Below are 26,164 nucleotides of genomic sequence, written 5' to 3'. Positions count from 1 at the left end.
ACCACCTGGTATCCGGGCTGTTTGTCTTTTGAGCGAAACACGATAAGGCTTTTGGCTTAGAGCCAAAGATGGTACAGGTACTCTTCCTGGCTAGGCTGGAATCCGGCGTTTTCGTAGAACTGACATGCAGCCAGGTTGTTGCGCTGGGTAACGGCCGTCAGGCGCTGGAAGCCCCAGGCCCGTACCCGCTGTTGGGCTACCTGGAGCAGCGCCCCCCCAATTCCCTGTTTGCGGGCCCGCTCATCCACCGCCAGTAAGCCAATGGTTACCGCATCGGCCTCGGGGCGCAGCGTAAGCAGGCCCACCTCGGGTGCCGTGGGCGACGCACGGAAAACCAGCACTTCCCGGGCCAGCTCCCCGCGCACCGATTGGCGGATCCAGTGGGTATAAAGCCGCTCAAAAACCTCTGGGGCAAAGCGGTGGTCAGTACGAAAGCGGGAAAAATGGCCGCTCTGGAAGGCCAGAGCCAGCAGCGGTGCGGATAGAACAGTGGTAGGGGCAACCTGCGCGGGTAAGCTGTCGGCTCCGGCTGGGGGCACTGCCAAGGTATATGTTACCCGGTGGTCGGCAATAGGTAGCTGGCTGTCCTGGGCTGCGGCCTGGGAAACGGCATCGGTGGCGGCTACAGACCAGTAGAGGAGCACCCATCCTGCACCTCGGGCTTCGTGGATTGCTGCACGCAACGTTGCTGCGCCGATGGCGCTGCCGTGCAGGCGGCCAACGGCCATGCCGAGGAATTTCGTGTCCCAGGCCAGGGGTTCGATGTGAGGGTGCATAGCAAGAAGGCAGCGTGAGGGCAGTAAACATAAAAACGCCGCCGGCAAATAGCCAGCGGCGTTTTCGGCTCTTTGGGAAGCCTGGGCTTGCTTAGCAGTACTCCGCGAAGGCGCCTTGCAGGTTGTCCACGATGCGCATCATGTCGTTGCCTTCGATGTGGTAACGCTCAATCATGTGCACCAGCTCGCCGTCTTTGAACAGCGCAATGCTGGGCGAGGAAGGAGGGTAGGGGAGCATGTGCTCACGTGCCTTGGCCACGGCCTCGGTTTCCATTCCGGCAAACACGGTTACCAGCTTTGCGGGCTTTTTGTCGGTGCTGGCCAGGGCCAGCTTGAGGGCGGGGCGGGCTTTGGCCGCCGCGCAGCCGCAAACCGAGTTCACGGCAACCAGTACCGTGCCGGTAGTGGGCAGCAAGGCTTCGTCCACTTCCTCGGGCGTCATCAATTGTTCAAAACCGGCTTCCACCAGGTCTTGCCGGATGGGAGCCACCATGTATTCGGGGTACGTTGCCATACTTGTAGGGAAATGCAAAAAAGAAGAAAAGCAGAAGCTGAAAAGATCGGTCAGTAAAATTACGCAAACAATAAGTGCCAGCCCACTCGAAAGGTTTCAGCGGATGGCTGAAACCAGCTAAAAGGCCACGCCCGCCCATGTGGTGGCCGCTTGGCTTGCTAAATTTCAATTGTTGGGAAAGAATCCTGATTGGGTTGGGAGTATTCGGAAAGCAAAGTACATTTATACCGGGTGGCACCACCTGGGCCATTCCTCCACCGAAGTATGAAAACAACGTTTACCGTTACGGCGGCCCTAATGCTGGCGGGTGTGCTGGCACGGCCCGTGCAGGCGCAGGTAGATACCGTGCGGGCCACTACGCTGCCCCCGGCGCAGTTGGCCGAAAAGCTCTACAACAGCGGCATTGCCAAGTTCAACCAGAAAAGCTACCGGGCCGCTATCCAGGACTTTGACCGGGCCCTGGCTACCCGTCCCGACTTTTCCAAGGCCTTCTACAACCGGGCCGCCACCCGCTACGAGCTGAAGGAGTACGACCAGGCCGTGCAGGACTACGATCAGGCCATTAAGCTGGAGCCCGAAAGCTTCACGGCGTACTTTGGCCGGGGCCAGGCCCGGCAGGCCCTCAACCAGGCCGATGCCGCCGAGCAGGACTATACTAAAGCCACGGAGCTGAAAGCCGACTATGCCCCTGCCTGGTACTACCGCGGCGACCTGCGGTTCGAGAAAGGCAACTTCAAAGAGGCCTTAGCCGATTTCTCCGCCGCCGTGAAAGCCGACCCTGCTTATGCTTACGCCTACCACGACCGGGGCAGTGCTCAGCGTCAGTTGGGCAACTACGCCGCCGCCGTGCAGGACTACGACCAGGCCCTGAAGCTGCAGCCGGAACTACTGCCGGCCCTGCTGAACCGGGCCAGTGCCAAGCGCCGGGCCGGCGACCTGAAAGGCGCCCTAGCCGACTTCTCGGCCTATCTGAATAAGGTGACGGACAACCCCGTAGCGTTCAACAACCGCGGCAGCGCCCGGTTTGATGCCGGGGATTACAAAGGAGCAGTGGCTGATTTCTCGCAGGCTATTACCCTGAACGCCGGCTACGCCTTTGCCTACAACAACCGCGCGGCCGCCCACCTAAAACTGGAGGAGTACAAAAAAGCCGCCGACGATGCTAGCCAGGCCATTCGCCTGAATGCCCAGTATGCCGAGGCTTACCTCAACCGCGGCCACGCCCGCGAAATGCTCCGCGACGCCGATGGTGCGTGCCAGGACTGGCGCAAAGCCGCCGAGCTGGGACTGGAAAATGGATCTGCCTACGCTAATGCTGCCTGCGACTAAGGTGAAAAACGCAATGATGTTTACTCGACTGGCCGCGCTGGCCCTGACGCTGCTGCTGGCGGTTTCGGCTTCGGCCCAAAGCGTGGAGTTTAGCAAAGACCGATTCGGCAACGATAAGGAGGGCCTGAAAGCGGCTCAGAAGGCTATTAAGACCGGGGACGAGTGGTATTTCGCCGATCCGCCCAAGTACGAACGGGCGCTGCCTTACTACCTCGAAGCCCAGAAGTTCAACCCCAATAACGCCCAACTCAACCTTAAAATCGGGGACTGCTACCTGAACTCCGGGTTTCGGCCGCGTAGCCTGACGTATCTGCAGAAAGCCTTCGAGCTGGATGAGCAGGTAGATCCGCGGATGCATTACCTGCTCGGCCGCGGCCTGCACCTGAATGCCCGTTGGCAGGAAGCCATTGCCGAGTATAAGAAGGCTACCCCGCCTGCCGGCGCTAAAAATGCCCTGGCCCAGCAACAGGAAATTCGCAAGCATATCACCGAGTGCGAGTCGGGCTTAGCCCTGATGAAAAAGCCAACCCGCGTATTCATTGATAACGTCGGGCCCGGCGTGAACTCCCCATTTCCGGATTACGGACCGGTTATTTCCGCCGACGAGTCGGTTATTCTCTTTACCTCCCGGCGCGACAACTCCACGGGTGGGCAAACCGACCCAGAGTCGGGCGGGTTTTTCGAGGACATCTACCAGGCTACGCGGAACGGTAAAGAATGGGGGCCGGCCAAGGCGTTGGCCGATCCGGTAAATACGGAAGGCCACGATGCCACCGTAGGCTTGGCCCCGGATGGGCAGCGCATGTTGATCTACGTAGAAAACAACGGCGGCGACCTGAACGAGTGCGACCTGCGCGGCAACAAGTGGAGCAAGCCCCAGACGCTGGGCAAGCGCGTGAACACCAACGCCCACGAATCGTCGGCTTCCTACTCGCCCGACGGGCGCATGCTGTACTACGTGAGCGACCAGCCCGAGGGCGGCCTCGGCAGCCGCGACATTTATAAGATAGAGCTGGAAGGCAAAGGCAAGGCCGTAAACCTGGGTCCGGTCATTAATACGCCCTACGGAGAGGAAGGCGTGTTCATGCACCCCGATGGTAAAACCATGTACTTCTCCTCGGAGGGTCACAACTCCATGGGCGGCTACGACATCTTTAAATCGGTATACGAAAATGGCAAGTGGAGCAAGCCCGAAAACCTGGGCTGGCCCATCAACACACCCGACGATGACGTTTTCTTCGTGATTTCCGCCTCGGGCCGCCACGGCTACTACTCTTCCTACCGCGACGATGGGCAGGGTAGCAAGGATATTTACCAGATTACCTTCCTGGGGCCCGAAAAGCCGCCCGTACTCAGCAACGAAGACCAGCTGCTGGCCTCGCGCGTAGCTCCCGTAAAAGAAACCGTGCTGGCCGCCGCCGTACCCGTAGCAACCACTCAGGTAACTATCCTAAAAGGGGTAGTTACCGACGCTGAAAGCAAGCAGCCGCTGGAAGCCACCATCGACGTGGTAGACAACCAGAAAAGCCAGACCATTGCCTCGTTCCGCTCCAACTCACAGTCGGGCCGCTACTTGGTATCCTTGCCGTCGGGCATCAACTACGGGATTGTGGTGCGGCAGGAAGGCTACCTGTTTCACTCCGAAAACTTTGATTTGCCGGCCGGCGCTGCTTATTCGGAGGTGGTGAAGGATGTAGCCCTCAAGAAGCTGAACGTGGGCGTGAAGGTGGTGCTGAACAACATCTTCTTCGACACCGATAAATCGACGCTGCGTAAGGAGAGCACCGCCGAGCTGGAGCGCTTGGTTGCCCTGCTCAACGAAACGCCCAAGCTGCGCATCGAAATTTCCGGCCACACCGACAATGTGGGCAACCCGGCCTACAACCAGAAGCTCTCCGAAAACCGCGCCCGGGTGGTGGTCGATTACCTTATCACCAAGGGCATCGACAAAGGTCGCCTCACCTTTGCGGGCTACGGACTTACCCAGCCAGTGGCTTCCAATACCACCAAAGAAGGACGGCAGCAAAACCGCCGCACCGAATTTAAGGTGTTGGAAAAATAATCCCTTCTTTCCGGCCTGCCAAGCGTCAACGCCGCTCGTTCACTATAAAGTGAGGAGCGGCGTTAGCGTTTTGCGGTCGGGCCAAACGCAAAAAAACCGCAGGCATAGCCAACGGTTTTTCTACACACCTATTGCAACAATAATCGGGTAGTTTATAAAAACCCACCCGTTAAACTTCATCTTTCATCCACTGCCAGGAGGGGGCAGCGGATATCGGCTGGAAACCGGCCGCCTCGCGTTTCGAGGGGGCTTTGCTACCGCCGGGGTTATTCTTCTTTTTTGAGGCCTACTGCTTCAGCAGCTGAAAGAGCAAGGCCGCAAAAGCCAAGAAGAATGTGTGGGTAGCAATTAGTTACTGCCGAATTACTATGCAAGTATAGGGGTGCGTTGAAGGGTTGGAAAGGAAGTATTGGCTGTATTTGTGACACATATAAGCATAAGATTATACCGTGAAAACGGCTTTGGACTATGCTTTAAGTGCTGCCAATAAGAGGTTTGCTGCGTGTTTTGTTGGATCAAATCAGCCGTTTTGTGACGTTCGGTCAATTATTTTAAGTGGCTACCGGCCTTATTTTTTTGACTGCCAGCCAACACGCGGATGCTGAGAAGTGTGAGCAGCAGGCACCCGCCTGGGAAAAGCACTACCCACCATGCTTCCGGCGCCAGGCGGGCAGCGGCCAGCAAGTGGCCCCAGCTGGCGTGCTCAGCTGGTAGGCCAATACCCAAAAACGACAGCGTAGTTTCCAGCGCAATAACCAGGGCCAGATAAAGCAGAAAAGAAGAGAGGACTAGGCCTTTCAGGGCTGGAGCTGCGTGCCGAACCAGGATTTGCGGCTCTGTAAGCCCCAGAGCCTGCGCGGCCTCAATATAGGGCAAGGCGCGTATGCGGCGCATTTCGGCCCGTATCAGCCGCATCATGCCGGGCCAGAACAGAAGGCCCAGCACCAGCACTGCCGAAACCGGGGACAAAGGCAGCACCGCCGCTAGGCCCACCAGCAGAATAAGCCTGGGAACCGAGCTGAGCAAAGCCGCCAAGGTAAGTATCCAAGTGTCGAGTGGGGCCGGCTTCCTGACTTGCCCCCAACGCGTTTTTCCCACCAGAAGCTTCAGTAACGGCATCAGCAGCAGCCAGAGCCCCCACGGCAGCACAACTTTTTCCTCTTGGCCGGTCAAGGGCAGATATAGTAGGCAAATGACAAGCCCGTACAGGGCTGCTACGCCCGTAGCCCGCGGCAAGTACCACCGGTTGTTGCCCCAATAGCCCGCACTCGTTCCAAGTAGCGTTGCCACTACCGTGAGCAACAAGGTAGCGGGCAGGCTCACTTGCAGGAGGGTGCGGGCGCCAAAGAGCAGCTCGGTCAGTACGTCACGGCCGAGAGCATCGGTACCCAACTCGTGCCCGGGTGATGCCCCGGGTGGACTGATAATAGCGTAAACATCCGTTTGCCCCGGTTGATAGGGGAGTGGAAAGAATGGGGCGCTCAGTGAGAGTAGGAGAAGTATTCCCAACCAACCCAGGGCTACCCACCAATACCAAGGTTGTTTAGGCATGAGCGGGCGTGCTGGTGCTGCGTAATCGGGGGTCGGCCCAACCATAGAGTCCATCGGCCAACCAATAAGAGAGCAGCCGGGCCATGGCTATGAGCAGCACACCACCCAACAGTATGGGATGGTCGCGGGTGGCAGCGGCCTCTGCCAACAACCGTCCCATGCCTGGTAGCGCAAAAATGACCTCTACTACTACGGCCCCGGCCAGCAGGGCCGGAAGCAGGTCGGTAAGCAAAGTGATAAACGGCAGCAGGGCGTTACGGAGCAGATGTTGCCGCAATACCTGCTCACTGCTTAGGCCTTTGGCACGAGCGGTGATAGTGTACTGCATGGTTACCTCCCGATTCAGGGCCGCCGTGAGCTGCAGGATAAATCCGGGCACCGTCACCACCAACAGACTACTAATAGGAAGGAAGAAGTAATACATATAGTGAGTGGCTCTGGTCCAGAGCCCGGGCGTCTCAAATAAGGCCTCAGGTGCTCCGTAGGCAGGAAAGAGGTTAAGCGCATCAGGATTGGCAAGTACCAGCACCAGCGTGGTGGCCACTAGAAAAAGCGGAACTGCATCTAGGCCTACGCACAAACCCAACACCCAGCGCTGCCACCAGCGACGGCCCGTCAGGCAAAGCCCCGCCCATAAGGAAAAACCAATCGTGCCAATGGCAGCCGGCAAGGTGAGCAATAAGGTATTGGGTACTGTATCCAGCAGCACTGTAGTCACCGGGCGGCCGTCGCGGTAGGAGTTGCCCAAGCTGCCGGCTGCCAGCTGTCGTAGCCACTGGTGGTACTGGTTACCACTACCATGCCACTGGGCCGAGGGAATCCAACTGCCATAGCGCGGGTGGGGCTGCACAGAATAGTAAAACAAGGGCAGGTCCAGCCCCAGCCGGTGACGCAGGGCCCATTGGGCCGCCCGGAGCTTTTCCGGGGAGGCTACCGAAGCTGTAGTAGGGTGTCCCAGTTGCTCTGTTGGGGTGGGCGCGGCCAGCCGAGTTAGCAGGAAGATAACCGAGACCAGCAGCCAAAGCCAGAACAAGGGCCTGAGCACCCCATACAAAATCCTCCTTGCCATGGGCTAGGGCCTTGGTTGCTCCACAAACCCCGTTACCTCATACCCCGGCGACAGGCTCGATAGCCCCAGGTTGGTAAAGCGCTTGGTTATGGCAATGGGGTTGCGAGTGAAGTACAACACCCGCAGAGGCCGTTCCCGTTGAATGATGCGTTGAAAGTGGCGGAGCAATGTGCGCTTGGTGGCCGTATCCTCGGCGGCCGCCAGTCGCTCCAGTAGCCGATCAGTAGCGGGAGAGCCAAAACCAGTGTAATTGCCGCCCGCTTCGCCGGTACTACGGGAGTGCAGCAGAGGGATGAAGTTGTGGGCAAACGGGTTGCCAACGATTGAGCGCAGGTACAAATCGAAGTTTCCGGTCTGCAGTTGCTGCGTAAGCAGGGAGCTTTCTACAGGCTGTAGCTGCACTGTAATACCAATGCGGGCGGCCGCGGTCCGAAGCTGCAGGGCAATGAACTCATACGCAGCGTTTCCGGCCCGGTAGCTGATGGTGAAAGCCAGGGGGGATACTGCGTACGCGGGGTTCTGCCACTTGCCGTCGGCCGTTTGGCGCCAGCCCGCTCGGCGTAACAGGGCTGTTGCAGCGGCGGGGTCAAAAGTATCGGCCTGCAGACTATCGTTATAGAAAAGGAGTTGATGTGGGCTGATCATGCCTACACTGGCATAGCCCAGGTTGTGCACGGCGCCCTTGAGGATGCCGGGTACGTTGATAAGGTGGCTGATGGCCTGGCGAACAAGGGCGTTACTGAAGGCAGGCTTCCGGGTGTTGTAGCCCGCCACAATCATTTCGTAAGAATCGGGGGTGTAGAGGCCCAGGCGGGCTGTATCAGAGGCGGAGTGCTGAAGCCGCGCAAAATCGGCTGGCGGAATTCCTGCGTAAACGTCTACCTCATTACGACGGAGGGCGAGCAGCGCCGTCGTCTGGTCCGGAATAATCTGAAAGCTGATGCGCTGCGGGCGGGCTAACAGTTGAGGAACCGTGCGCTGCAGTGGATCGGCCCACCAAGCGCGCTTGCGCTCCAGTGTCAGCTGCTGGCCTGGCTTCCAGTCAACCAGTCGGTAGGGGCCGCTACCGTACCGGCCAGGGGAGCGTTCGAGGCCTGCTGCGGCAAGGCGGCCAATTACGGCCGCTACTGCGGGCTGGCGGGTCGCCGCCGAATCCAGGCGGGCCAGCGGAATGCGGCGCAGAATACGGCCTGAGTCGAGCAGGTGTTCCGGCAGAATAGCAAAGTCGCCCGACAGCGTTACGTAGTCCGGGGCGTAGGGGGCACATACCAGGGTGAAGCGGCGCGCATCCTTCGGGGAAATGTAAATATCCTGGATAAACCCGTACTGCGCCTGCATGCGCTCATTGGGCAGGCCGGGGCAGCGCATAGCTCGGAGCGTAAAGGCTACGTCGCTGGCCAGAATGGGCTGCCCATCATCCCAGGTAGCGGACGAACGAATCCGATAGGTGAAAAAAGAAGCCGACTCGTTGCGCCGCACAGCGGGCAACGAGTCGGCTAATAAAGGAACAAACCGCTGGTGTACAGCATCAACTGCCAGCAGGCTTTGATACGTGAGGTTAACGGCCTGAAGGGCCATGGCATTCGCCAGCGTGTGCGGATGCAGCGACTCCGGGTCGCGCGCCCAACGAATGCGTACCTGGGCCGTAGGAGGGGACGGTGCCTGGCAGGAGGCCAACAGCACAAGAAACAACGCCGTGCGAAACCATAATCCGAACATGCCGATGGGGCCGGATTTAGCCGGCTGCGGGCAAGATACCCAAGATTTGGAATGGCGCAGGCGCAGTGCCAGGATTATGGCTTTTTCACCTGGCCTTCACCCCAACTGCCACCACCGGTTTCAGTTGCTTGACCTTCGCCCCAGCTACCTCCACCGGTATTGAGCGTGTTAGTTGGCTTAGGCGCCGTAGTGGTTGCACTAGGATTCGTGAAGAAGGTAGCTAGCTGCAACAGAGCGAGGGCAATAAGTTCTAACATGTCGGACGCAGTTTTGAGAGTGATTGAAGATTTGATCCGAATTTCCTCTAAAAAAATACGTCAGTAAAGGAAGAAAACCTATAATTGAGGACTATAACTTTGATTCATAGAAATTGCATTCTTTTGCTAGGTAAATCTGGTTTAATTGATTTAAGCCTAATAATACTCGATGTAAAATGTGAATCTTTGTGAAATTCATGCTAGGTTTGTGACATCCGGAGGTCAAAAAACCGGGGAGTTTAGGTAGCATGTAGCGCGTTTCTCTTAGACATTAACGGCCTATTCTGGCAGGCATGCACGCCTCACTGAAACTGGAAACGTACTTAGGCAGAGAAGTTGGATGAAGGAATTGACGTCTATTGCCCGCATTGTTACCAATCGGCGCTTAAAAGTAACACCGTTACTGGATTTTACCCAGAAACCAGGTCAGAGTAAAGAGCTGCAGCTGTTACAGTTGTTGCAGACCCGCGACAATATAACCACGCTGCAGGCAGCCCGGGAGCTTTACGGCAGTACCAGCGCTGTTAGCCAGACCGCGCTGCGCAAGCTCAAGTCGCGGGTGCAGCTCAAGCTATTTAGTCACTTATTTTTTCTGGATTACACCGATGCCCGCCACCCGGTATACCGCCGCTATGAGCAGGAGTGCCTGGATTTACTTTATCAGGCCGGGGTGCTGCTGCGAGAAGGGGAGTATGTAGTATCGGAGAAGTTGTACCGCCGGTGCCAGCGGCTGGCCTCCGAAGGCGAATTCACCCAGCATGAGGTAACTAGCCTGCTGGGCTTGCGCCAGATATATGCTGAACAGCGGCAGGTAGGCCATTACCGGCGGGTTATAAAGCAGCTGGCGCAGGCTGAAAACCTCCTGCAGAACGAGCAGGAAGCCAGCCGCATTTTCTGGGAAGCCAAGATGATGCTCTCCGACCAGGTACGTATCCGGCAGCAACTGCTCACCAAGCTGCCGGAGTTTGTGCAGCAAACGGAGGCTTTGTACCAGCGAGCTGCCACCTTTCGGGTGTACGACCACCTGTACAAGCTGCGTCTGATGCAGCAGGAGTTGATTGGGGACTACGAAGGCATCATCCGGACGACCAGTGAATCGGAAACGCTTTGGGAAGCGGGTAAGCTGAACGCCAAGCGCTTTGACCGGCGCTACAATATGTTCTACAGCGTGTTTGCTCACTTGCAGGCGCGGCGCTTGCAGGAAGGGCTCCGCCTGGCGGCGCAGTATCTCAGTGCCTTCCACCGGTCGTCGGGCAACTGGTTTGTGTTCATGGAGCACTACCTGCTGCTGGCTATGCATGCCGGTGAGTACCGCAAGGCCGCCGAGCTGCTAAAGATGGCCCTCGATAATCCGTTTTTCAGTAAGCTGCGCACGGCTGCCCAGCAGCGGTGGGAGCTATACCGCGCTTACCTGAACTTTGTGGCGCCGGAAAACCTACCGGTGCGCAACCTGCATTTTGCCCAGCTGATGCACGTGCTTCCCGAATACAGCCGCGATAAGCAGGGCCTGAACGTGGCCATTCTCATTCTGCAGTTCATGTACTACCTCAAGCAGCGCAACCTGGAAGAACTGCTTTCCCGCCTCGAAGGCCTGCGCAAATATGCCGGTACCCACCTGCGGGAAGCGGCAGCCCTGCGCAGCCGGCTGTTTTTCCGGTTGCTGCAGCTCACGGTCACAGAAAACTTCGATGTGGTGGTGTGTCGGCGTAAAGGGCAGCCGCTACTCGCTAAGCTGGCGCAGACGCCCATGCCTGGTGAGGCCTTTGCCGGTACCGAAATCATTCCCTACGAGAACATGTGGCAGCTGGCTCTGCAGCTGATGCAGCCAGAACAGAGCTGAAAGCTGACCTCAAACAACCTGGCCTAGAACTTATTCAAGCGCTGCGTTACATCCCGCAGGTACGTCTGCCCAATGGGAATGGACTTTTGGTCGATGATAATGGCATTGTCTTCAATAGCCTGAATCCATTTCAGCCCCACGATGAACGAACGGTGTACGCGTACAAACAAAGCCGGCGGAAATTTCTCCTCCACGGCCCGCATGGTGCTGTACACAATGAGCTTGCTCTGGCCCGTGACGATGTGCACGTAGTCGCCCAGGGCCTCCACGTAGCGGACTTCGTCAAACAGCACTTTCACCAGCTTGTTATCTACCTTCACAAAGGTGAAATCCGCCGATTCGGGGGCTGGTTCGGCCTCAGTGCCAGTGCTGGAAAACTGGTCGAGGGCTTTTTGCGCGGCCTTCAGAAACCGAGCATAGCTGATAGGCTTCACCAGGTAATCAACCACTGAAAACTCGAAGGCGGCCACGGCATACTCCTTACTAGAGGTGATGAGTACCACTAGGGGAGGATTGGGAAAAGTGCCCAGCAGCTCCAAGCCCGACATCAGCGGCATCTCCACGTCCAGGAAAAGCAAATCGACGGGGGAAGTGCGCAGGTGCTCGGCCGCCTCTACAGCACTATGGTAATGGCCCACGGCCGTCAGGAAGGGTGTATTGGTGATGCAGTTGCCAACAATCTGTACCGCTAACGGGTCGTCGTCGACGATAAGGCAGCGCATGGGAGCGGGGGAAGAGGGCATACGGGGCAGAGCTGAAGAGAGGCTGCAAGGTACGGGGTGAGCGGGACTTCCGGATTTAAGGTAGTCGTTGGCAGCGTGCCTCTACCAGGGGCAAGACCAGCAGCAGTTGGTGGGCAATGTGCTCGGTTGCAGGCAACGCCCTGGGGTCTGCGGTTTTGGCGGCGGCTTCCAGCTGTTCTAGTTGGCTGACAAGGTTTGCCAGGCCAAAATAAGCCAACTGTCCGCGCAGTCTGTGCGCTTCGCGGGCCAGCTGCGGAAAATCGGCCGCCCGGGCGGCGGCCCGGAAAGCTTGGTAGTGCGCAGGGGCCTGTTGCAGGAAGGTTTCGAGTATCCGCCGGATGAATCCCGGGTTGCTGCCAGCCAGCTCTTCCAGCAGGCTCCAGTCGGGCGTTAGCGCATCGGGGGGGTAGGCAGCAGGCATAGCGTAGAGAGAACAGGTTGGTTGGCGGACCCTGGCACCGCCGGGAGTGGCTGTAGGGCGTCTGGTTTTAACGTTGAGCTCTACCCGGGGGTTGGGAACCCGGCAAGTACGCAAAAAAGTGGGCTGCCACCGTGCCGGAGCCGTATATGCTGGCAAATCGGAGCGGCTCCTGGGCGCCTCGCCGCCGAAAAGGTTGGCTAAACGCGCGGCTTCGCGTACCTTGGTCCGCTGCCACTGCTATTGGTCTGTATCTATGTCTGCCTCGCCCACCCGCACCACCGAATTCCTCGACCAGCTGGAACAAAGCGTCCGCCAGGCGCAGGAAGTAACCAATGCGCGGTTTCGGCCGCTGGATGTGCAGGAGCTGAACCGGCGGCCCGGCCCCGGTAAGTGGAGCGTGGGCCAGTGCCTGGAGCACCTCAACATAATGGGGGGCCACTACCTACCCGATATGATGCGCCGGGTGCGCCTGGCCCGGCAGCAGGGCAGCCGCCCCGCCGAGCAAGTGAAACATGGCTATTTCGGCCGCAAGCTGGTAGAGGCCATGCGCGTGCCCGCCAGCGAAAAGCCCCTGAAAGCGCCCCAGCAGTACGCCCCCAGCGGTTCCCGGCTGCCCCGCACGGTGGTAGAAGTATTTGGGCGCCAGCTTGATGAGCTGCTGCGCATTATTGCCGTAGCCCGGGAAGTAAATGCCAACCGGGTGCGCATTCCCAACCCCGTTATTCCGTTGCTGCGCCTGCGCCTCACCGACCAGCTGGAGGCCCTGGTGCTGCACCTGGAGCGCCACCTGTTGCAGGCCGGGCAGGTGCTCGACAGCAAGCCGGCGGCCGGCGCGGGCCGGCCCGCCACCTTCGAGACCGAGCAGTAAAAACGCCCGCTTCCTCACGTGAGAAAGCGGGCGTTTTTATGCTAAATAGCCGTTAAAAGCTATTTGCCACCGAAAAAGTAAGCCACCGAAAGGTGCAGCACGCGGTTGTGAATTTTGTCGTCTGGCTTTTCCCCACTCTTACTGTTCGTGATGAGGTTACCTAAGCCCAGCCCGTACCCCAGTTGCGCTTGAATGGGCCCGGCCTTGTAGCCTAGGCCCGCGTTCAGGCCGTAATCCAGCCCGCGGAGGTAGTCCTTATCTTCATCGTCGCCGTACTCGTTGGCGAATACAATGTCCGTTTCCTGTGAATCACTGTTTTTCTGGCCGTTGTACTGCAGGCTTATCTCGGACTTGTCTTTGCCGCTGATGCCAAAGCCCACGTACGGCCCGGCAAACAGCTGGAAGCCGTCTTCCTCGCCCAGGGTGTACACGAAGTTCACCGGCAGCTCGAGGTAGCTCAGCCGCGTCGTCGACTTATATTCCACCTTAATTCCACCATCTTCCTCATCTTCCTGAATACGGTAGCCCTTCTGGGCGAATAGCAGGGAAGGCTGGATGGCGAAGCTGCCAAACTGGGCATTCACCGTTACGCCCACCTGCGGGCCCAGAATCATTTTGGGGTTGAAGTCTTCCTCATCGTCCTCATCCTCCAGATTGACGCCAATGGTGGCCGCATTCAGGCCCACGCGCGCGCCAATGGTGACCTGGGCAGAAGCGGAAGAGGCTGCTGCCAAGCAGATGCCCGTCACAAACAGTCCACAGTAAATGGTCTTTTTCATATTAATAAAAGAAGATATATGACAGAAGCCTGTCGCGGGCTAAATGTACACAGGTTTTGTGGTGTAAGCGCAGAACTCAGGAAGCAGCCTGGCGCATTGCCCACCAGGGCCGGCCGGCCCGATGTGCCTGGGGCCGGCAGTGTTGCATAAGCAAGCAGGAATAAGGTGTTATAAAAGAGTTATTTACCGGATGCGGAAGGCGGATAGCCGGCTACGGGAAGGAAAAACCGCGGTAGATTTTTTGGCCGGATGTGTGCTTTTGGCCGGATCCGTGCATCTATGCCAGTACTCAACCATACGTGTCCCGCGTTACTGGCTTATGCGTCCTGTCCTGCTTGCCTGCTTTGCCCTGCTTATGCTGTTCTCCTCGGGTTCTTCGGCGCCCACGCCGCCCGCCGGCCCCGATCCTAAAAAGTGGCAGCAGGTAGATGCTCTCCTAAAGAAAAACCAGACGACCTCGGCGGCTAAAATAGTTGACGAGCTGTACCGCGGTGCCCGCCAGCGCCAGGACGCGCCCGAGTACCTGCGCGCCCTGCTCTACAAGCTGCGCCTGCTGGAAGCCAAGGAGGAAGAGGCCGACCTGAAAGGCATTGCCCTGCTGGAGGCCGACCTGAAAACGGCGCAGTTTCCCGCCCGCCCCATTCTGCACAGCCTGCTGGGCCAGCTCTACGCCGCCTACTATCAGGCGCATCGCTACCAGCTCTACGACCGCACCAGCGGTGCCCCCGACGGTGCCGCGCCCGCCGATACCAGCGCCCGGGACCTGCGCACCTGGGATGCCGCCCGCCTCGGCAGTGCCGTGGTACGCCACTACCGCGCCTCCCTGCTCGACGAGGCCCGCCGCCAGCAGCAACTGCCTCTGGCCCGGCTAGGCTACGCCGTGCGGGGTGGAGACGTGGAGGCCCTCACGCTGGTGCCCACCCTCTACGACCTGCTGGCCCACCGCGCCATTGAGGGCCTCGGTAACGATGAGTACTACGTGACCCGGCCCGCCGAGCAGTTTAAGCTGACCAACCCGGCCCTGTTCGCCGCCGCCGCCGAGTTTGCTCAACTGAAGCTGACTACCCCGCCGGCCGATTCACTCAACGGCCAGTACCACGTGCTGCTAGTGCTGCAGGAGCTCACGGCCTTCCGGCTCCGCGAGGCCGCCAACCCTGCCGCCCTGGCCGACGTGGACCTGGCCCGCCTACGCTTTGTGCGCGAGCATGCCGAAATGGCCGACGAGGATGCTCTGTACGAAGCGGCTCTTGTGCGCGCTATCGGTACGTACCGAGCCCTGCCTATTGTCAGCAGGTTTATGTTTGAGCAGGCCAACGTGCTCCGCGAAACCAATCCTGCCCAAGCCCGTGAGCTGGCGCTGGTTGCCGAAAAAGCCTACCCCAAATCCCTCGGAGCGCAGCAGGCCCGCAACCTGCGCCTTGGCATCGAAGCCGTAGAACTTACCTTCACCACGGAAGCAGTGGTACTGCCCGGCCAGCCCTGGCTGCTGAAGCTGCAGGTGCGCAACGCCCCGCAGCTGTACGCTACGGCCTACCGGGTGAGCAACGCCCAGGCCGTGCGCCAGCTGGAGCAGGTAAACCCGAAACCCCGCACCTGGCAGCAGCGCTACGCCCGCGTGCTGGCCGCCAAGCCCGCCGCCGCCTGGACGCTGCCCATTACAGGCCCCGCCGATTATCGGACGCACAGCGTGCAGCAGGCCGGGCCGGTGCTGCCGCTGGGGCACTACCTGATTGTACTCAGCACGGCCGCCGATGCGCCCACCAAGGAGCGGACCGGCGTGACTACCGCCCACGGCGAGCTGCACGTGAGTGAGCTGAGCCTGGTGCGCCGCAACGCCACCACCCAGCCCGGGCCCGAGGTACTGGTACTCCACCGCCAGAGTGGGCAGCCGGTAGCCCAGGCCGCCGTCCTGCCGTTCTTTCAGTTCTACGACCAGGCCAGCCGCAACTACCAGCAGCGCCGGGGCCGCCTCGCCACCACCGATGCCCAAGGGCAGGCCCAGGTGGCTATGGGCCTGGTGACCGGCGAAAACACCCACCTGCGGGCCCTGCTGCTCACCAAAGGCGCCGACTCGCTGCTGATTGAAGAAGGTGGCTACTACGGCCCGCGCTACCGCCTGGACGAGGAGCAGGTGCAGCTGCGCACCTTCCTGTACACCGACCGCGCCATCTACCGCCCCGGTCAGACGCTCTACTTCAAAGGCATTCTGACGGAAACCCAGGCCGGCAAATCCCGCCTGCTCGCCGGGCAGCCCGTATCCGTGCGGCTGGTGGACGTGAATGGCCAGACCGTGCAGACGCTGCCGTTTACCTCTTCTGATTTTGGCTCCTTCCACGGCTCCTTGGTGTTGCCTACGGGTTTGCTGAATGGGGAAATGAGTTTGCAGACCGACAATGGCAGCGTGGGCTTCGCGGTGGAGGACTACAAGCGGCCCACCTTTCAGGTTACGTTTGAGCCGGTAAAAGGCACGCCCGTGCTGGGTCAGCCGGTGGCGGTGCGCGGCCAGGCCACGGCCTACGCCGGGCAGCCCGTTGATGGGGCTGCGGTACGCTACCGCGTGGTGCGCCGCACGGTGTGGCCCTTGTACCGCCCTTATGGCGGCCGCCTGGGTTTCCCCGGTCCCGGCGGCCGGGCAGAAGTGGAAATCAGCAACGGCACCACCCAAACTGATTCGGCGGGCGGATTTACCATCAACTTTACCGCGCAGAGCGAGGCCGGAGCCAACAAGCGCGGCGGCTGGGGCCCCGGCTACGTGTTTGAGGTGACGGCCGACGTAACGGATGCGGCTGGCGAAACCCGCACCGGCGAGCAAACCATCAGCCTGGGCAACGCGGCCCTCACGCTGCAGCTGGAAGTGCCCGAGCTCCTGAACCGTGACAAGCTGCCGGCCCTACGGCTGTTGACCACCAACGCCACTGGCGAAGCCCGCCCGGCGAAGGGCCAGCTGCGCCTGTACCGCCTCACGCCGCCTGCCCGCGGCTTCCGCCCCCGCGCCTGGGAGCGGCCCGAGCGCGAAGCTTTGGGCCGGGAAGAGTTCAAGCGCCGCTTCCCCCTGGATGCCTACGGGCCCGAAGACAACGACAGCACCTGGGCCCGCACGGAAGTCTTCACCCAGGACTTCGATACCAATACCACGCCCTTGCTGCCGGAGCTGGCCGCCGCTCTGGCCAAGCAGCCGCCCGGCCGCTACCTGCTCGAAGCCACCGCCACCTCGGCCGAGCAACCCACTAAAACCGAGCAGCGCTTCACGCTCTACACTCCCTCGGCCAACGAGCTGCCCGTGCCCACCCCCGATTGGTTTGTGGCCTTGCAGGATAGCGTGGCCCCCGGCCAAACGGCTCAGTTTCTGGTTGGCGGCAGCGAAGCTGGTGCGCGGGTGTTACTGGAAGTGGAAGCCGCCGGCCAGCCCCTGCGCCGCGAGTGGCTGACGCTGAACGCCAACGAGCAACGGCTGATAACCGTGCCGGTGCCCGCCGCCCTCGGCGAAACGCAACTCTATATCCACACCACGCAGGTGCGCGACAACCGCCTGTCCCTCCACCAGGCCGTGGTGCAGGTAGCCGCGCCGCCCGCGCCGCTGCGTCTGAGCATTGCCACCTTCCGCGACAAGCTCCAGCCCGGCCAGAAAGAAACCTGGCGCGTGACCATCCACAACGCCGAGGGCAAACCCGCCAACGCCGAGCTGCTGGCCACCCTCTACGACCAGTCCCTGAATACGTTCCGCCCGCACGGTTTTGCTGATCTGGATTTCCCGAAACCATATCATCCGGCCTTGCTGGGCTGGGATGGGCGGTTCGGCACGGAGGAGTCGAATGTGCTGTTCGACGGCAACCCAGCAACTGAGCCCATTTGGAGCATAGTCTACCCGCATCTGAATATGTGGGGCTATATGGGTGAGGATGAAATGATGGATCAGAAGGAGCTGCGCAGCAAAGGGACTGTAAGTCGTATGCTGCAGGGTAGGGCTGCCGGCGTGCAGGTGGAATCGGCTGCTATGGCGGCCCCGGTGGCTGCCGTGAGTGTAGCTGACACCCAGGACAAGAGCCTGGCCGAAGTGGTGGTAGTCGATGCGCCCGCGCAGTCGCCCAAGCCTGCTCAGCCCGACCTTTCCGGCGTGCAGGCCCGCAAGGACTTCCGCGAAACGGCCTTCTGGCTGCCCGCCCTGCGCACCAACGACCAGGGCGAAACTGTGCTGGAGTTCCAGATGCCCGAAGCCGTGACGCGCTGGCAGCTGCTGGCCCTGGCCCACGACCAGCAGCTGCACACCGGCCTGCTTCGCCGCGACCTGGTAACGCAAAAGTCCCTGCAGGTGACGCCCAACGCCCCGCGCTTTTTCCGGGAAGGCGACCAGCTGCGCTTCTCGGCTAAGATCAGCAACCTCACGGCCCAGCCCCTGAGCGGCACCACCCAGCTTTTCCTCTTCGATGCGCGCACCCAGCAGCCCATTGAAAGCAAAGTGCTGCAGGGTGCGACTCAGCAGGCGTTTCAGCTGGCGGCCAACCAAAGCACAGCCGTGAGCTGGAGCCTGCGCATCCCCGAAACCGCCGAGGGCCAGGTGCCCCTCGAAGCCATTACCTACCGGGTAGTTGCCTCGGGCCAGTTGGCAGCTGCTGGTTCTCAGTTGTCAGGGAAAGAGAAGAAGGAAACCAAGAAACAGCGCCGCCAAAACAAGCTAACAACCGACAACCAACAACTAACAACCATACAGGACGGCGAGGAAAACACCCTGCCGGTGCTGCCCAACCGCATCCTCATCACCGAAAGCCTGCCGCTGCCCATTGTGGGCCCGGCTACGCGGGAGTTTGAGCTGAAAAAGCTGACGAGCACCACGTCGGGCACGCGACGCAACTACTCGCTCACCCTGGAAATGACCCCCAACCCCGCCTGGTACGCCGTGCAGGCCCTGCCCTACCTGATGGAGTACCCCTATGAGTGTTCCGAGCAGGTATTCAGCCGCCTCTACGCCAACCTGCTGGCCGCCCGCATCCTGCAGCAGAACCCCAAGCTGCAGCCGGTGCTGGCCGAGTGGAAGCGCGCCGCTCAGGCCGGGGATAAAGCGGTCCTCACCAGCAAGTTGGAACAAAACCAAGAAGTGAAGGCCCTATTGCTCCAGGAAACGCCCTGGGTGCGCGACGCCCAGAACGACACCGAGCGGATGCGCCGCCTGGCCGAGCTGCTCGATGAGCCCCGCCTGCGCGCCGAAACCGCCCGCGCCCTCAGTAAGCTGGCCAAAATGCAGCAGCCCAACGGCGCTTTCCCTTGGTTTGAGCGCATGCCCGACGACCGGTACATCACCCAGCTTATCGTGGCGGGTTTTGGTAAGCTGCAGAAGCTGGGCGCCTTCGATGCCAGCCAGGACGAGCAGGCCCGCCCCCTCCTGCAAAACGCCCTCCGCTACCTCGACGAGCAGCTCCAGCGCGACTACACCGAGCTGCGCAAGCAGCCGAAAGTCGACCTGAAGAAAGACCACCTCCAGGATATACAGATTCAGGCCCTGTACGCCCGCAGCTTCTGGCTGCAGCCGGCCGTAGCCAAAGCGGCTCAACCGGCGCAGGCGTACTACCAGCAGCAGGCCGCTACGCACTGGCCCGCCCAGACGCGCTACCTCCAGGCCCAGCTGGCGTTGGCTTTGCACCGCACGAAAGCTGCCCCGGCCGCCGTGCGCGACGTCCTCACGGGCCTGCGCGAAAATGCCCTGCACTCGCCGGAGCTGGGTATGTACTGGAAGGAGGTGCGCGGCGGCTACTACTGGCGCGAGGCGCCCACCGAAACCCAGGCCACGCTTATTGAGGCTTTCGATGAAGTGCAGGACGACCAGAAGGCCGTGGATGAAATGAAGCTCTGGCTGCTTAAGCAAAAGCAAACCCAGCACTGGGAAAGTACCCGCGCCACCGCCGACGCCTGCTACGCCCTGCTGTTGCGCGGCTCCGACTGGCTGCAGCCTACCCAACCCCTGCAGGTGCGGGTAGGAGGGGAGCTGGTGAAACCCTCGGCCCAGCAAACCGGCACGGGCTACTTCAAAACCACGTGGTCGGCGGCCGAGGTGAAGCCGGCCCAGGGCAAGGTTTCGGTGCAGAAGTCCGATGCTGGGGTGGCCTGGGGGGCGCTTTACTGGCAGTACTTCGAGCAGCTGGATAAAATCACGCCCGCCACCACGGCCCTGAGCCTGGAGCGGCAGCTGTTTCGGGAGCAGCGCACGGCCAGCGGCCCGGTGCTGGAGCGCCTCACAGCCGCTGCACCCCTGCGGGTGGGCGACGTGCTGGTGGTGCGCCTGGTGCTGCGTGCCGACCGCGACCTGGAATACGTGCACCTGAAAGATCAGCGGGCTGCCGGCCTGGAGCTGATCAGCCAGACCTCGGGCTACCGCTACCAGGGCGGGCTGGGCTACTACGAAAGCCCCCGCGACGCGGCCACCAACTTCTTTATCGGCTTCTTCCCCAAAGGCACCCACACCTTCGAATACCGCCTGCGCGCCGCCCAAAGCGGTGATTTTTCGGGAGGACTTTCGCAGCTGCAGTGCCTCTATGCCCCAGAGTTTACGACGCACTCGGCCAGTACGCGGGTGCAGATTGGGGAGCTTGCAGGGAAGTAAAGTGAAATTGCATTTTTACTTTCAATATCGTGGCGCAGAGGGCTGAAAAGGCCCTTTGCAGCCTGCGGATTGGGGTATGGCTTGTTATTCGGTTCAGGATCTGGTACTTTTGCCCTCCCATCAACCGAAGAAAGTAGCTGATGCGTATCGTATTACTGTGTGTAGGGTTGCTGCTGAGTGGGGCCGGAGCGCTGGCTCAAGGCCAGAAAAAGCCGACCTCTTCCACCCCCGATACGGCCGGAAAAGTGGCCGTACCCGTGCGCCCGGCCTTGCCGGGTGAAGAAAAGCTAACAGCCCAGGAGCGGGTAGAGCGGGACTTCCTGATGCCCGTGCGCCGCAAGATGCAGCCTGTCGCGCCCAAGCCCGAAGCCGCCGTGGTAGCACCGGCCGGCACTACGGCCCAGCACGTGGCCACCACTCCGGCCCTGGAAGCCTCTGCCTCTGCCATAGCCACCGAGAAATCTGCCGAAACGGCTGCTTCCCCCGCTGCTGCCGCCGCACCCCGTCGCCACTACACCCGCAGCCGGCACCGTTCGGCGGCCAGCCGCAAGGCCAGTCGCAAAAAAAGCGTGACCAAGAAAAAGACTGCTGCGCGGCGGCGTCGCTAGAGCTGCCGTCGTAAAGGCCGGTCAAGCTGCGCTTACCCACTTCTCAGCCCATAAAAAAGACGCTGCCCAGCACGGACAGCGTCTTTTTTATGGGCTAATGCCTCTCAGCCAACTCGGTAGCAGAGGCAAGCTAACGGGTAGCGTATTACGCGTTTTGGGGCATCAGGCGCACGACGAGGCCGTCCATCCGCTCGTTGATCCGAATCTGGCAGGAAAGACGGCTTCCCTGCGTCATGACGGGGAGGCTTTCCAGCATGGCCAGCTCATCGTCGCTGGGCTCGGGTAGCTCGGGGCCCGCCAGCACCTCCACGTGGCAGGTGCCGCAAAGGGCCATGCCGCCGCACGTGGCCTGAATATCATAGCCATCGGCTTTCAGGATTTCCATCAGGCTCAGGCCCATATCGGTGGGGGCTATTACTTCGCGGCGCTGACTTGGCGCCTCTTCCACATACACACGTACTTCGTCGGTCATATTAGGTTTGGAAGTGAGACAGCAAGATATGAGAAGTGAGACAGGTATCAGCTTTGCACCAAGTCGGCCATCTCACTTCTCAAGTCTTCTAGTCTCAGGTCTTGCTACAGCGTGGGTACCCCGTTCACGGTGGTGTACTTGAGTACGTACTTTTTGTCGGGATTGATGTATTTGAACGCGCCCTGCGCCATAAGCGCCGCTTCGTGGAAACCGCACAGGATCAGCTTGAGCTTGCCGGGGTAGGTGTTGATGTCGCCAATGGCAAACACCCCGGGCTCAGACGTAGAGTAGTCCAAGGTATTCACTTTGACGGCATCATCGGCCAGGTCGAGTCCCCACTCGCCAATAGGGCCGAGCTTCGGCGTGAGGCCAAACAGGGGAATGAAGTGGTCGAGGGCAACAGATTCGGTTGCTCCCGAGTTGGCGGTGATGGTCACGGCTTCCAGCTTATCGGTACCGTGCACGTGCGTCACGTTGCTGCTCAGCACTAGGCGCACCTTGCCGGCTTCGTGTAGCTTCTGCACCTTCTCGGCCGAGTCGGCGGCTCCGCGGAACGTGGTTCCCCGGTGGACCAGCGTTACTTCCTTGGCTACCTCGGCCAGGAAGATGGTCCAGTCAAGCGCCGAGTCGCCGCCGCCGGCAATGACAAGGCGCTGGTCGCGGAACGTTTCCGGGTCGCGCACCATGTAGTGCACGCCGCGGCCGCCTTCAAACTTTTCGAGGTCCTCAATGGCCGGCTTGCGCGGCTCAAACGAGCCCAGACCACCGGCAATGCAGATGGTCTTGCACAGAATTTCGGTGCCATCGGAGGTGAAGAGCTGAAATGAGCCATCATCCAGCTTGGCGTAGCGCTCCACCCGTTCGCCCAGGGTAAACGTGGGGTGGAAGGGCTCAATCTGGCGCATGAGGTTGCGCACCAGGTCGCCGGCCAGTACTTCCGGGAAGCCCGGAATATCATAAATAGGCTTCTTCGGATAGATTTCCGAGAGCTGGCCACCCACCTGGGGCAGCGCGTCGACAACGTGGCACCGCAGTTTCAGCAATCCGGCTTCGAACACGGCAAATAGTCCTACCGGCCCGGCGCCGATGATGCAGATATCGGTGGAAATGGAATTCATACAGTCAGCAATTGGCAGTGCGAGGAGTTCCGCAGGCGTTAAACACGCAAACCTACTAAAACGTTGGCAGGGCGTATTAAACGGCCGCAAAGGTACAGGGTACAGCGCTGTATTGTGCTATTTCTTCTACATTTGGTAGTGTAGAAGGCCTCGGGGCCGTGTGCCGCCCACTGGTCCGACCCGAAAGCAGTTGGTTAAAATTGTCTGGCTTGCCGGGCGTAAGAACACCGTTGGGAATAGCATGAACTTACCGACCCTGGAGCAAACCCCGTACATCACGATTTATTACGACGAGGAAAACGGCTGGCTGTACAACCAGTGGCGGGGGGAGCAAACCCAGAAAACCGTTGTGACCGGGGCCAACTTCGTGCTCACCCACGCCAAGCGCTTGGGACTGCGTAAGCTGCTAAACGATAATTCCCTGCTCACCACGCCCTGGCAGGGAGCAGCTGCTTGGGTGGAAAAGGAGTTTCTGCCGCGCGCGGCAGAAGCCGGGATAGAGGCCATAGCCTGGGTAGCCCCGCCGGAGTACTTTAATGAGCTTTCGGCCCGGTTGCAGCTGCTGGGCCTGGAGCGGCCCGTTATTTTTCCGTTTGAGCAGGCCGCGCTGGCCATGGCGTGGCTGCGCGACGTGTAAGCCTTTGCTCCTTTAATGGAGCGGCCCGCTAGGCGGGCTGCCAGTGTGGGCACTTGCTTAGTTTAAGGCGCACGTCATCGGCTTTGAAAAAAATAATTGGCTATGGCGTAAACATGCGTCATACTATGTCGTATATTTACGACATAGTTTTCTTCCTGCCGATGACTTACGCCAAAACTTCCGAGTTCACCCCGCAGCAGCAGAACTTGGCCCGGGCCGCCAAAGCACTGGCGCATCCTGCCCGCATAGCCATTGTGCAGCTGCTGGCTTCCAAGCAAACCTGCATCTCCGGCGACATAGCCGCCGAACTGCCCCTGAGCCGCACCACCGTGTCGCAACACCTGCAGGAGCTGAAAGCCCTGGGCCTGATCCGGGGCGAAATTGACGGCCTGACGGTGTGTTACTGTCTGAACTACGAACTGCTGCGCCAGGTCCAGCAGCAGTTTGCCATGTTTTTCCAGGCAGCGGTGGCCAGTCCTGGCTGCGGACCTGCGGGTAAGAGTTCCTGTTAGTTTCCTTTTCTCCTTAAATGCGTTGACCATGAAAATCTCAGAAATGAAAACGTCCCTGGCCGGGCTGCAGGCCGTACGGTTCCGCCTGCCGGATGGCACCTACCTGCCCGACCACTTCCACGTGACGGAAGTAGGCTTGGTAAGCAAGCATTTTATCGACTGCGGCGGAGTAGAGCGGCAGGAAACGGTAGCCAACTTCCAGCTCTGGGAAGCCGGTGACTACGACCACCGGCTGGCGCCTCAGAAATTCCTGCACATTCTGGCCTTGTCGGAGAAAATTCTGGGCCGGCAGGACCTCGACATTGAAGTGGAATACCAGCAGCAAACCATCGGCAAGTTTGGGCTCGACTTCGATGGGACGGATTTTGTCCTGACGCTCAAGCAAACTGCCTGCTTGGCCCAGGAGGCCTGCGGTATTCCCAGCCATCAGCTGCTCAGCCTGCCCCAGCTGCAAGGCGCCGGCTGCTCGCCCGGGGGCGGTTGCTGCTAAAATCAAGCGTTGGGGCTGCTCACCCGGCCCCAGCCTGGGCTACCATCTACTTTTCTGCAGCATGACTATTGCTTTTTTCTCCGATGTGCACGGCAATCTGCCGGCCCTGCAAGCGGTGTTAGCCGATATCGACCAGCGGCAACCCGATATGATCTTCTGTCTGGGTGATTTGGTGGGCTACGCCCCCTGGCCCAACGAAGTAATTGCCGAAATCAGGCGGCGCGGCATTCCCACCATAGCGGGCAACTATGACCAGGGAATTGGACTGGGGAGCGGTGAATGTGGGTGCGCCTACAAAACGGAGGAAGACCAGCAGCTGGGCGCCCAGAGCATAGCCTTCACCAATGCCACCGTGGGCGAAGCCGAACGCCGCTACTTGCGCTACCTGCCCAAGCACCTGCGCCTGGAGTTTGCCGAGGAACCCTGCACGCTAAGTTTGCTGATGGTGCACGGCTCCCCGCGCCGCATCAACGAATACCTGTTTGAAGACCGGCCCGAGGAAAGCTTGCTGCGGGTGCTGGCCGATGCCCGTGCCGATGTGCTTCTCTTTGGCCATACGCACAAGCCCTTTCACCGGGCCCTGGCCTACGAGCATGCAGGCCAGACCCGCTACCGCCACGCCCTCAACATCGGCTCGGTAGGCAAACCCAAGGATGGCAATCCGCAGGCGGCTTACCTGCTGCTTCACCTCGACGAGACGACCGACCTCGGCCAGCCCGATGGCCTGCGCAGCACGCTAGTGCGCGTCCCTTACGACATAGAGCAAGCAGCTCAGGCGGTAGAGGAAAGTTCGTTACCCAATGCCTACGCCGATATGTTGCGCCGGGCTTATTAAATTTCGCTATGAATATTCGTCTGCTTCCTCTCGCTGCTGCGCACTGGCCCGCGGTACGCGCTATCTATGAGCAAGGCATTGCCACCGGGAATGCCACCTTTCAAACGGAGGCCCCCAGCTGGGAGGCCTGGGACGCCGCTCACCATCAGCACAGCCGTTTGGTCGCCCTTGGCGCCGAGGACGAGGTGCTGGGCTGGGCGGCCCTAACGCCGGTTTCGGGCCGCTGCGTGTATGCGGGCGTGGCCGAAGTGAGCGTGTATATTGCTACCGCCGCTCAGGGTAAAGGGGTAGGCCGCCAGCTTCTGCAGGCCTTGGTTACAGAATCAGAACACAACGGCATCTGGACGCTGCAGGCAGGGATATTCCCGGAAAACGAGCCCAGCATCCGCCTGCACCAGGCCGCCGGCTTTCGGCTGATCGGGCAGCGGGAGCGAATTGGGCAGATGCGTGGGGTGTGGCGCAACACGGCGCTGCTGGAGCGCCGCAGCACCACGGTAGGTGTAGAATAACCAGAGCCTGAAAATAAAAAAGGCCTCTAGCGCAATGCTAGAGGCCTTTTTTGTGGTCGCATAAGGAAAATTTCCGGCATCTTTGACCGGGCAATCGGCAAGGCCCTCACAAGGTATAGAACTGCTCAACCGACCGTTTCGCTGAACTGGTAAGCATCCGTACACTCTTTAAGTTAATCCGAAATATGGGCTTGGATATAAGTCATTATGTGCCTTGCCTTCAAACGAATGAGTTTGAGGCAATAAATTATTTTACAGTAGAGGATCTGAGTATTTCACCAGAGTTTATAGTGACCTCCTCCCAATTGCTGGACCGGCTAGAAGTAGAGCATCAGGCGGTTTTGACCTCCTCCCAATTGCTGGACCGGCTAGAAGTAGAGCATCAGGCGGTTTGAAGCTCGACAGTAGCGGCGGCCGCCATTGCCTGATCGGGCGTTAAATTCTGTAACGAACTGTGTGGCCG

General features: G+C 60.1%; 21 protein-coding genes. 11 read left to right on the top strand and 10 right to left on the bottom strand.

Annotation, left to right across the window (positions count from 1 at the left end):
• Positions 1–56: 56 nt before the first annotated feature.
• Both FY528_RS09980 and FY528_RS09975 read right to left on the bottom strand, forming a co-directional pair.
• Positions 57–776 (bottom strand): GNAT family N-acetyltransferase, encoded by a 720-nt coding sequence (locus FY528_RS09980; protein WP_149070860.1) that lies wholly within the window; start codon positions 774–776, stop codon positions 57–59.
• A 91-nt stretch (positions 777–867) separates the two neighbouring features.
• Entirely contained in the window at positions 868–1,290 is a 423-nt protein-coding gene (locus FY528_RS09975) for a BrxA/BrxB family bacilliredoxin (RefSeq protein ID WP_149070859.1), read from the bottom strand.
• A 264-nt stretch (positions 1,291–1,554) separates the two neighbouring features.
• On the opposite strand from FY528_RS09975, the gene FY528_RS09970 reads away from it, so the two are divergent.
• Together FY528_RS09970 and FY528_RS09965 are read left to right on the top strand one after the other, a co-directional pair.
• The gene (locus FY528_RS09970; protein WP_149070858.1) at positions 1,555–2,619 is read left to right on the top strand and encodes a tetratricopeptide repeat protein; all 1,065 of its coding nucleotides are present in this window, start codon (positions 1,555–1,557) and stop codon (positions 2,617–2,619) included.
• Positions 2,620–2,632: 13 nt separating this feature from the next.
• Positions 2,633–4,681: an OmpA family protein gene (locus FY528_RS09965; RefSeq protein WP_187632071.1), complete on the top strand. Its 2,049-nt coding sequence runs from the start codon at positions 2,633–2,635 to the stop codon at positions 4,679–4,681.
• Positions 4,682–5,227: 546 nt separating this feature from the next.
• Here FY528_RS09965 and FY528_RS09960 read toward each other — a convergent pair.
• The 3 genes from FY528_RS09960 to FY528_RS09950 all read right to left on the bottom strand — a co-directional run bounded on the left by FY528_RS09960 (position 5,228) and on the right by FY528_RS09950 (position 8,984).
• On the bottom strand, positions 5,228–6,073 hold the full coding sequence (locus FY528_RS09960; RefSeq protein WP_149070856.1) for an ABC transporter permease: 846 nt from the start codon (positions 6,071–6,073) through the stop codon (positions 5,228–5,230).
• Positions 6,074–6,224: 151 nt separating this feature from the next.
• Positions 6,225–7,301: an ABC transporter permease gene (locus FY528_RS09955; protein ID WP_149070855.1), complete on the bottom strand. Its 1,077-nt coding sequence runs from the start codon at positions 7,299–7,301 to the stop codon at positions 6,225–6,227.
• A gap of 3 nt (positions 7,302–7,304) precedes the next feature.
• Positions 7,305–8,984 carry an ABC transporter substrate-binding protein gene (locus FY528_RS09950; RefSeq protein ID WP_222931806.1) on the bottom strand — a complete coding sequence of 560 codons (1,680 nt, stop codon included), beginning with the start codon at positions 8,982–8,984 and terminating at the stop codon, positions 7,305–7,307.
• A 747-nt stretch (positions 8,985–9,731) separates the two neighbouring features.
• Between FY528_RS09950 and FY528_RS09945 the strand changes: the two genes are divergently transcribed.
• Complete coding sequence (locus tag FY528_RS09945; protein ID WP_149070853.1) at positions 9,732–11,117, top strand: hypothetical protein; 1,386 nt, start codon at positions 9,732–9,734, stop codon at positions 11,115–11,117.
• 23 nt (positions 11,118–11,140) lie between these two features.
• On the opposite strand, the gene FY528_RS09940 is transcribed toward FY528_RS09945, so the two are convergent.
• Both FY528_RS09940 and FY528_RS09935 read right to left on the bottom strand, forming a co-directional pair.
• Positions 11,141–11,860: a LytR/AlgR family response regulator transcription factor gene (locus FY528_RS09940; RefSeq protein WP_149070852.1), complete on the bottom strand. Its 720-nt coding sequence runs from the start codon at positions 11,858–11,860 to the stop codon at positions 11,141–11,143.
• A gap of 55 nt (positions 11,861–11,915) precedes the next feature.
• Positions 11,916–12,281, bottom strand: coding sequence for an Hpt domain-containing protein (locus tag FY528_RS09935; RefSeq protein WP_149070851.1), 366 nt, complete (start codon positions 12,279–12,281; stop codon positions 11,916–11,918).
• A gap of 253 nt (positions 12,282–12,534) precedes the next feature.
• On the opposite strand from FY528_RS09935, the gene FY528_RS09930 reads away from it, so the two are divergent.
• Positions 12,535–13,149, top strand: coding sequence for a DinB family protein (locus FY528_RS09930; protein ID WP_149070850.1), 615 nt, complete (start codon positions 12,535–12,537; stop codon positions 13,147–13,149).
• Positions 13,150–13,208: 59 nt separating this feature from the next.
• On the opposite strand, the gene FY528_RS09925 is transcribed toward FY528_RS09930, so the two are convergent.
• The gene (locus tag FY528_RS09925; protein ID WP_149070849.1) at positions 13,209–13,928 is read right to left on the bottom strand and encodes a porin family protein; all 720 of its coding nucleotides are present in this window, start codon (positions 13,926–13,928) and stop codon (positions 13,209–13,211) included.
• 319 nt (positions 13,929–14,247) lie between these two features.
• On the opposite strand from FY528_RS09925, the gene FY528_RS09920 reads away from it, so the two are divergent.
• Positions 14,248–20,520, top strand: a complete 6,273-nt coding sequence (locus FY528_RS09920) for an alpha-2-macroglobulin family protein (RefSeq protein ID WP_149070848.1) — start codon at positions 14,248–14,250, stop codon at positions 20,518–20,520.
• A gap of 140 nt (positions 20,521–20,660) precedes the next feature.
• Complete coding sequence (locus FY528_RS09915; RefSeq protein WP_149070847.1) at positions 20,661–21,128, top strand: hypothetical protein; 468 nt, start codon at positions 20,661–20,663, stop codon at positions 21,126–21,128.
• A gap of 145 nt (positions 21,129–21,273) precedes the next feature.
• On the opposite strand, the gene FY528_RS09910 is transcribed toward FY528_RS09915, so the two are convergent.
• Complete coding sequence (locus tag FY528_RS09910; protein ID WP_149070846.1) at positions 21,274–21,600, bottom strand: 2Fe-2S iron-sulfur cluster-binding protein; 327 nt, start codon at positions 21,598–21,600, stop codon at positions 21,274–21,276.
• A gap of 104 nt (positions 21,601–21,704) precedes the next feature.
• Positions 21,705–22,718 (bottom strand): NAD(P)/FAD-dependent oxidoreductase, encoded by a 1,014-nt coding sequence (locus FY528_RS09905; RefSeq protein ID WP_149070845.1) that lies wholly within the window; start codon positions 22,716–22,718, stop codon positions 21,705–21,707.
• A gap of 241 nt (positions 22,719–22,959) precedes the next feature.
• Between FY528_RS09905 and FY528_RS09900 the strand changes: the two genes are divergently transcribed.
• The 5 genes from FY528_RS09900 to FY528_RS09880 all read left to right on the top strand — a co-directional run bounded on the left by FY528_RS09900 (position 22,960) and on the right by FY528_RS09880 (position 25,701).
• A complete protein-coding gene (locus FY528_RS09900; protein WP_149070844.1) occupies positions 22,960–23,355 on the top strand; it encodes a hypothetical protein in 396 nt (131 codons plus the stop codon).
• A gap of 161 nt (positions 23,356–23,516) precedes the next feature.
• Positions 23,517–23,867: an ArsR/SmtB family transcription factor gene (locus tag FY528_RS09895; protein WP_149070843.1), complete on the top strand. Its 351-nt coding sequence runs from the start codon at positions 23,517–23,519 to the stop codon at positions 23,865–23,867.
• A 28-nt stretch (positions 23,868–23,895) separates the two neighbouring features.
• Positions 23,896–24,357, top strand: coding sequence for a DUF6428 family protein (locus FY528_RS09890; protein ID WP_149070842.1), 462 nt, complete (start codon positions 23,896–23,898; stop codon positions 24,355–24,357).
• Positions 24,358–24,418: 61 nt separating this feature from the next.
• Positions 24,419–25,192 (top strand): metallophosphoesterase family protein, encoded by a 774-nt coding sequence (locus FY528_RS09885; RefSeq protein WP_149070841.1) that lies wholly within the window; start codon positions 24,419–24,421, stop codon positions 25,190–25,192.
• 8 nt (positions 25,193–25,200) lie between these two features.
• Entirely contained in the window at positions 25,201–25,701 is a 501-nt protein-coding gene (locus tag FY528_RS09880) for a GNAT family N-acetyltransferase (RefSeq protein WP_149070840.1), read from the top strand.
• Positions 25,702–26,164 lie beyond the last annotated feature (463 nt).

It is taken from the genome of Hymenobacter lutimineralis, assembly GCF_008271285.1.
GTDB classification, from domain to species: domain Bacteria; phylum Bacteroidota; class Bacteroidia; order Cytophagales; family Hymenobacteraceae; genus Hymenobacter; species Hymenobacter lutimineralis.
The sequence above is the reverse complement of the archived record's forward strand: the minus strand, read 5'-3'. Positions and strand labels throughout refer to the sequence as shown.

Bases quoted from the DNA above. Each gene is read 5' to 3' on its own strand.
- FY528_RS09930 (WP_149070850.1), top strand. From the start codon at position 12,535: ATGTCTGCCTCGCCCACCCGCACCACCGAATTCCTCGACCAGCTGGAA.
- FY528_RS09920 (WP_149070848.1), top strand. From the start codon at position 14,248: ATGCGTCCTGTCCTGCTTGCCTGCTTTGCCCTGCTTATGCTGTTCTCC.
- FY528_RS09935 (WP_149070851.1), bottom strand. From the start codon at position 12,281: ATGCCTGCTGCCTACCCCCCCGATGCGCTAACGCCCGACTGGAGCCTG.
- FY528_RS09965 (WP_187632071.1), top strand. From the start codon at position 2,633: ATGATGTTTACTCGACTGGCCGCGCTGGCCCTGACGCTGCTGCTGGCG.
- FY528_RS09975 (WP_149070859.1), bottom strand. From the start codon at position 1,290: ATGGCAACGTACCCCGAATACATGGTGGCTCCCATCCGGCAAGACCTG.
- FY528_RS09970 (WP_149070858.1), top strand. From the start codon at position 1,555: ATGAAAACAACGTTTACCGTTACGGCGGCCCTAATGCTGGCGGGTGTG.
- FY528_RS09925 (WP_149070849.1), bottom strand. From the start codon at position 13,928: ATGAAAAAGACCATTTACTGTGGACTGTTTGTGACGGGCATCTGCTTG.
- FY528_RS09955 (WP_149070855.1), bottom strand. From the start codon at position 7,301: ATGGCAAGGAGGATTTTGTATGGGGTGCTCAGGCCCTTGTTCTGGCTT.
- FY528_RS09880 (WP_149070840.1), top strand. From the start codon at position 25,201: ATGAATATTCGTCTGCTTCCTCTCGCTGCTGCGCACTGGCCCGCGGTA.
- FY528_RS09900 (WP_149070844.1), top strand. From the start codon at position 22,960: ATGAACTTACCGACCCTGGAGCAAACCCCGTACATCACGATTTATTAC.
- FY528_RS09890 (WP_149070842.1), top strand. From the start codon at position 23,896: ATGAAAATCTCAGAAATGAAAACGTCCCTGGCCGGGCTGCAGGCCGTA.
- FY528_RS09905 (WP_149070845.1), bottom strand. From the start codon at position 22,718: ATGAATTCCATTTCCACCGATATCTGCATCATCGGCGCCGGGCCGGTA.
- FY528_RS09915 (WP_149070847.1), top strand. From the start codon at position 20,661: ATGCGTATCGTATTACTGTGTGTAGGGTTGCTGCTGAGTGGGGCCGGA.
- FY528_RS09910 (WP_149070846.1), bottom strand. From the start codon at position 21,600: ATGACCGACGAAGTACGTGTGTATGTGGAAGAGGCGCCAAGTCAGCGC.
- FY528_RS09980 (WP_149070860.1), bottom strand. From the start codon at position 776: ATGCACCCTCACATCGAACCCCTGGCCTGGGACACGAAATTCCTCGGC.
- FY528_RS09895 (WP_149070843.1), top strand. From the start codon at position 23,517: ATGACTTACGCCAAAACTTCCGAGTTCACCCCGCAGCAGCAGAACTTG.
- FY528_RS09940 (WP_149070852.1), bottom strand. From the start codon at position 11,860: ATGCCCTCTTCCCCCGCTCCCATGCGCTGCCTTATCGTCGACGACGAC.
- FY528_RS09885 (WP_149070841.1), top strand. From the start codon at position 24,419: ATGACTATTGCTTTTTTCTCCGATGTGCACGGCAATCTGCCGGCCCTG.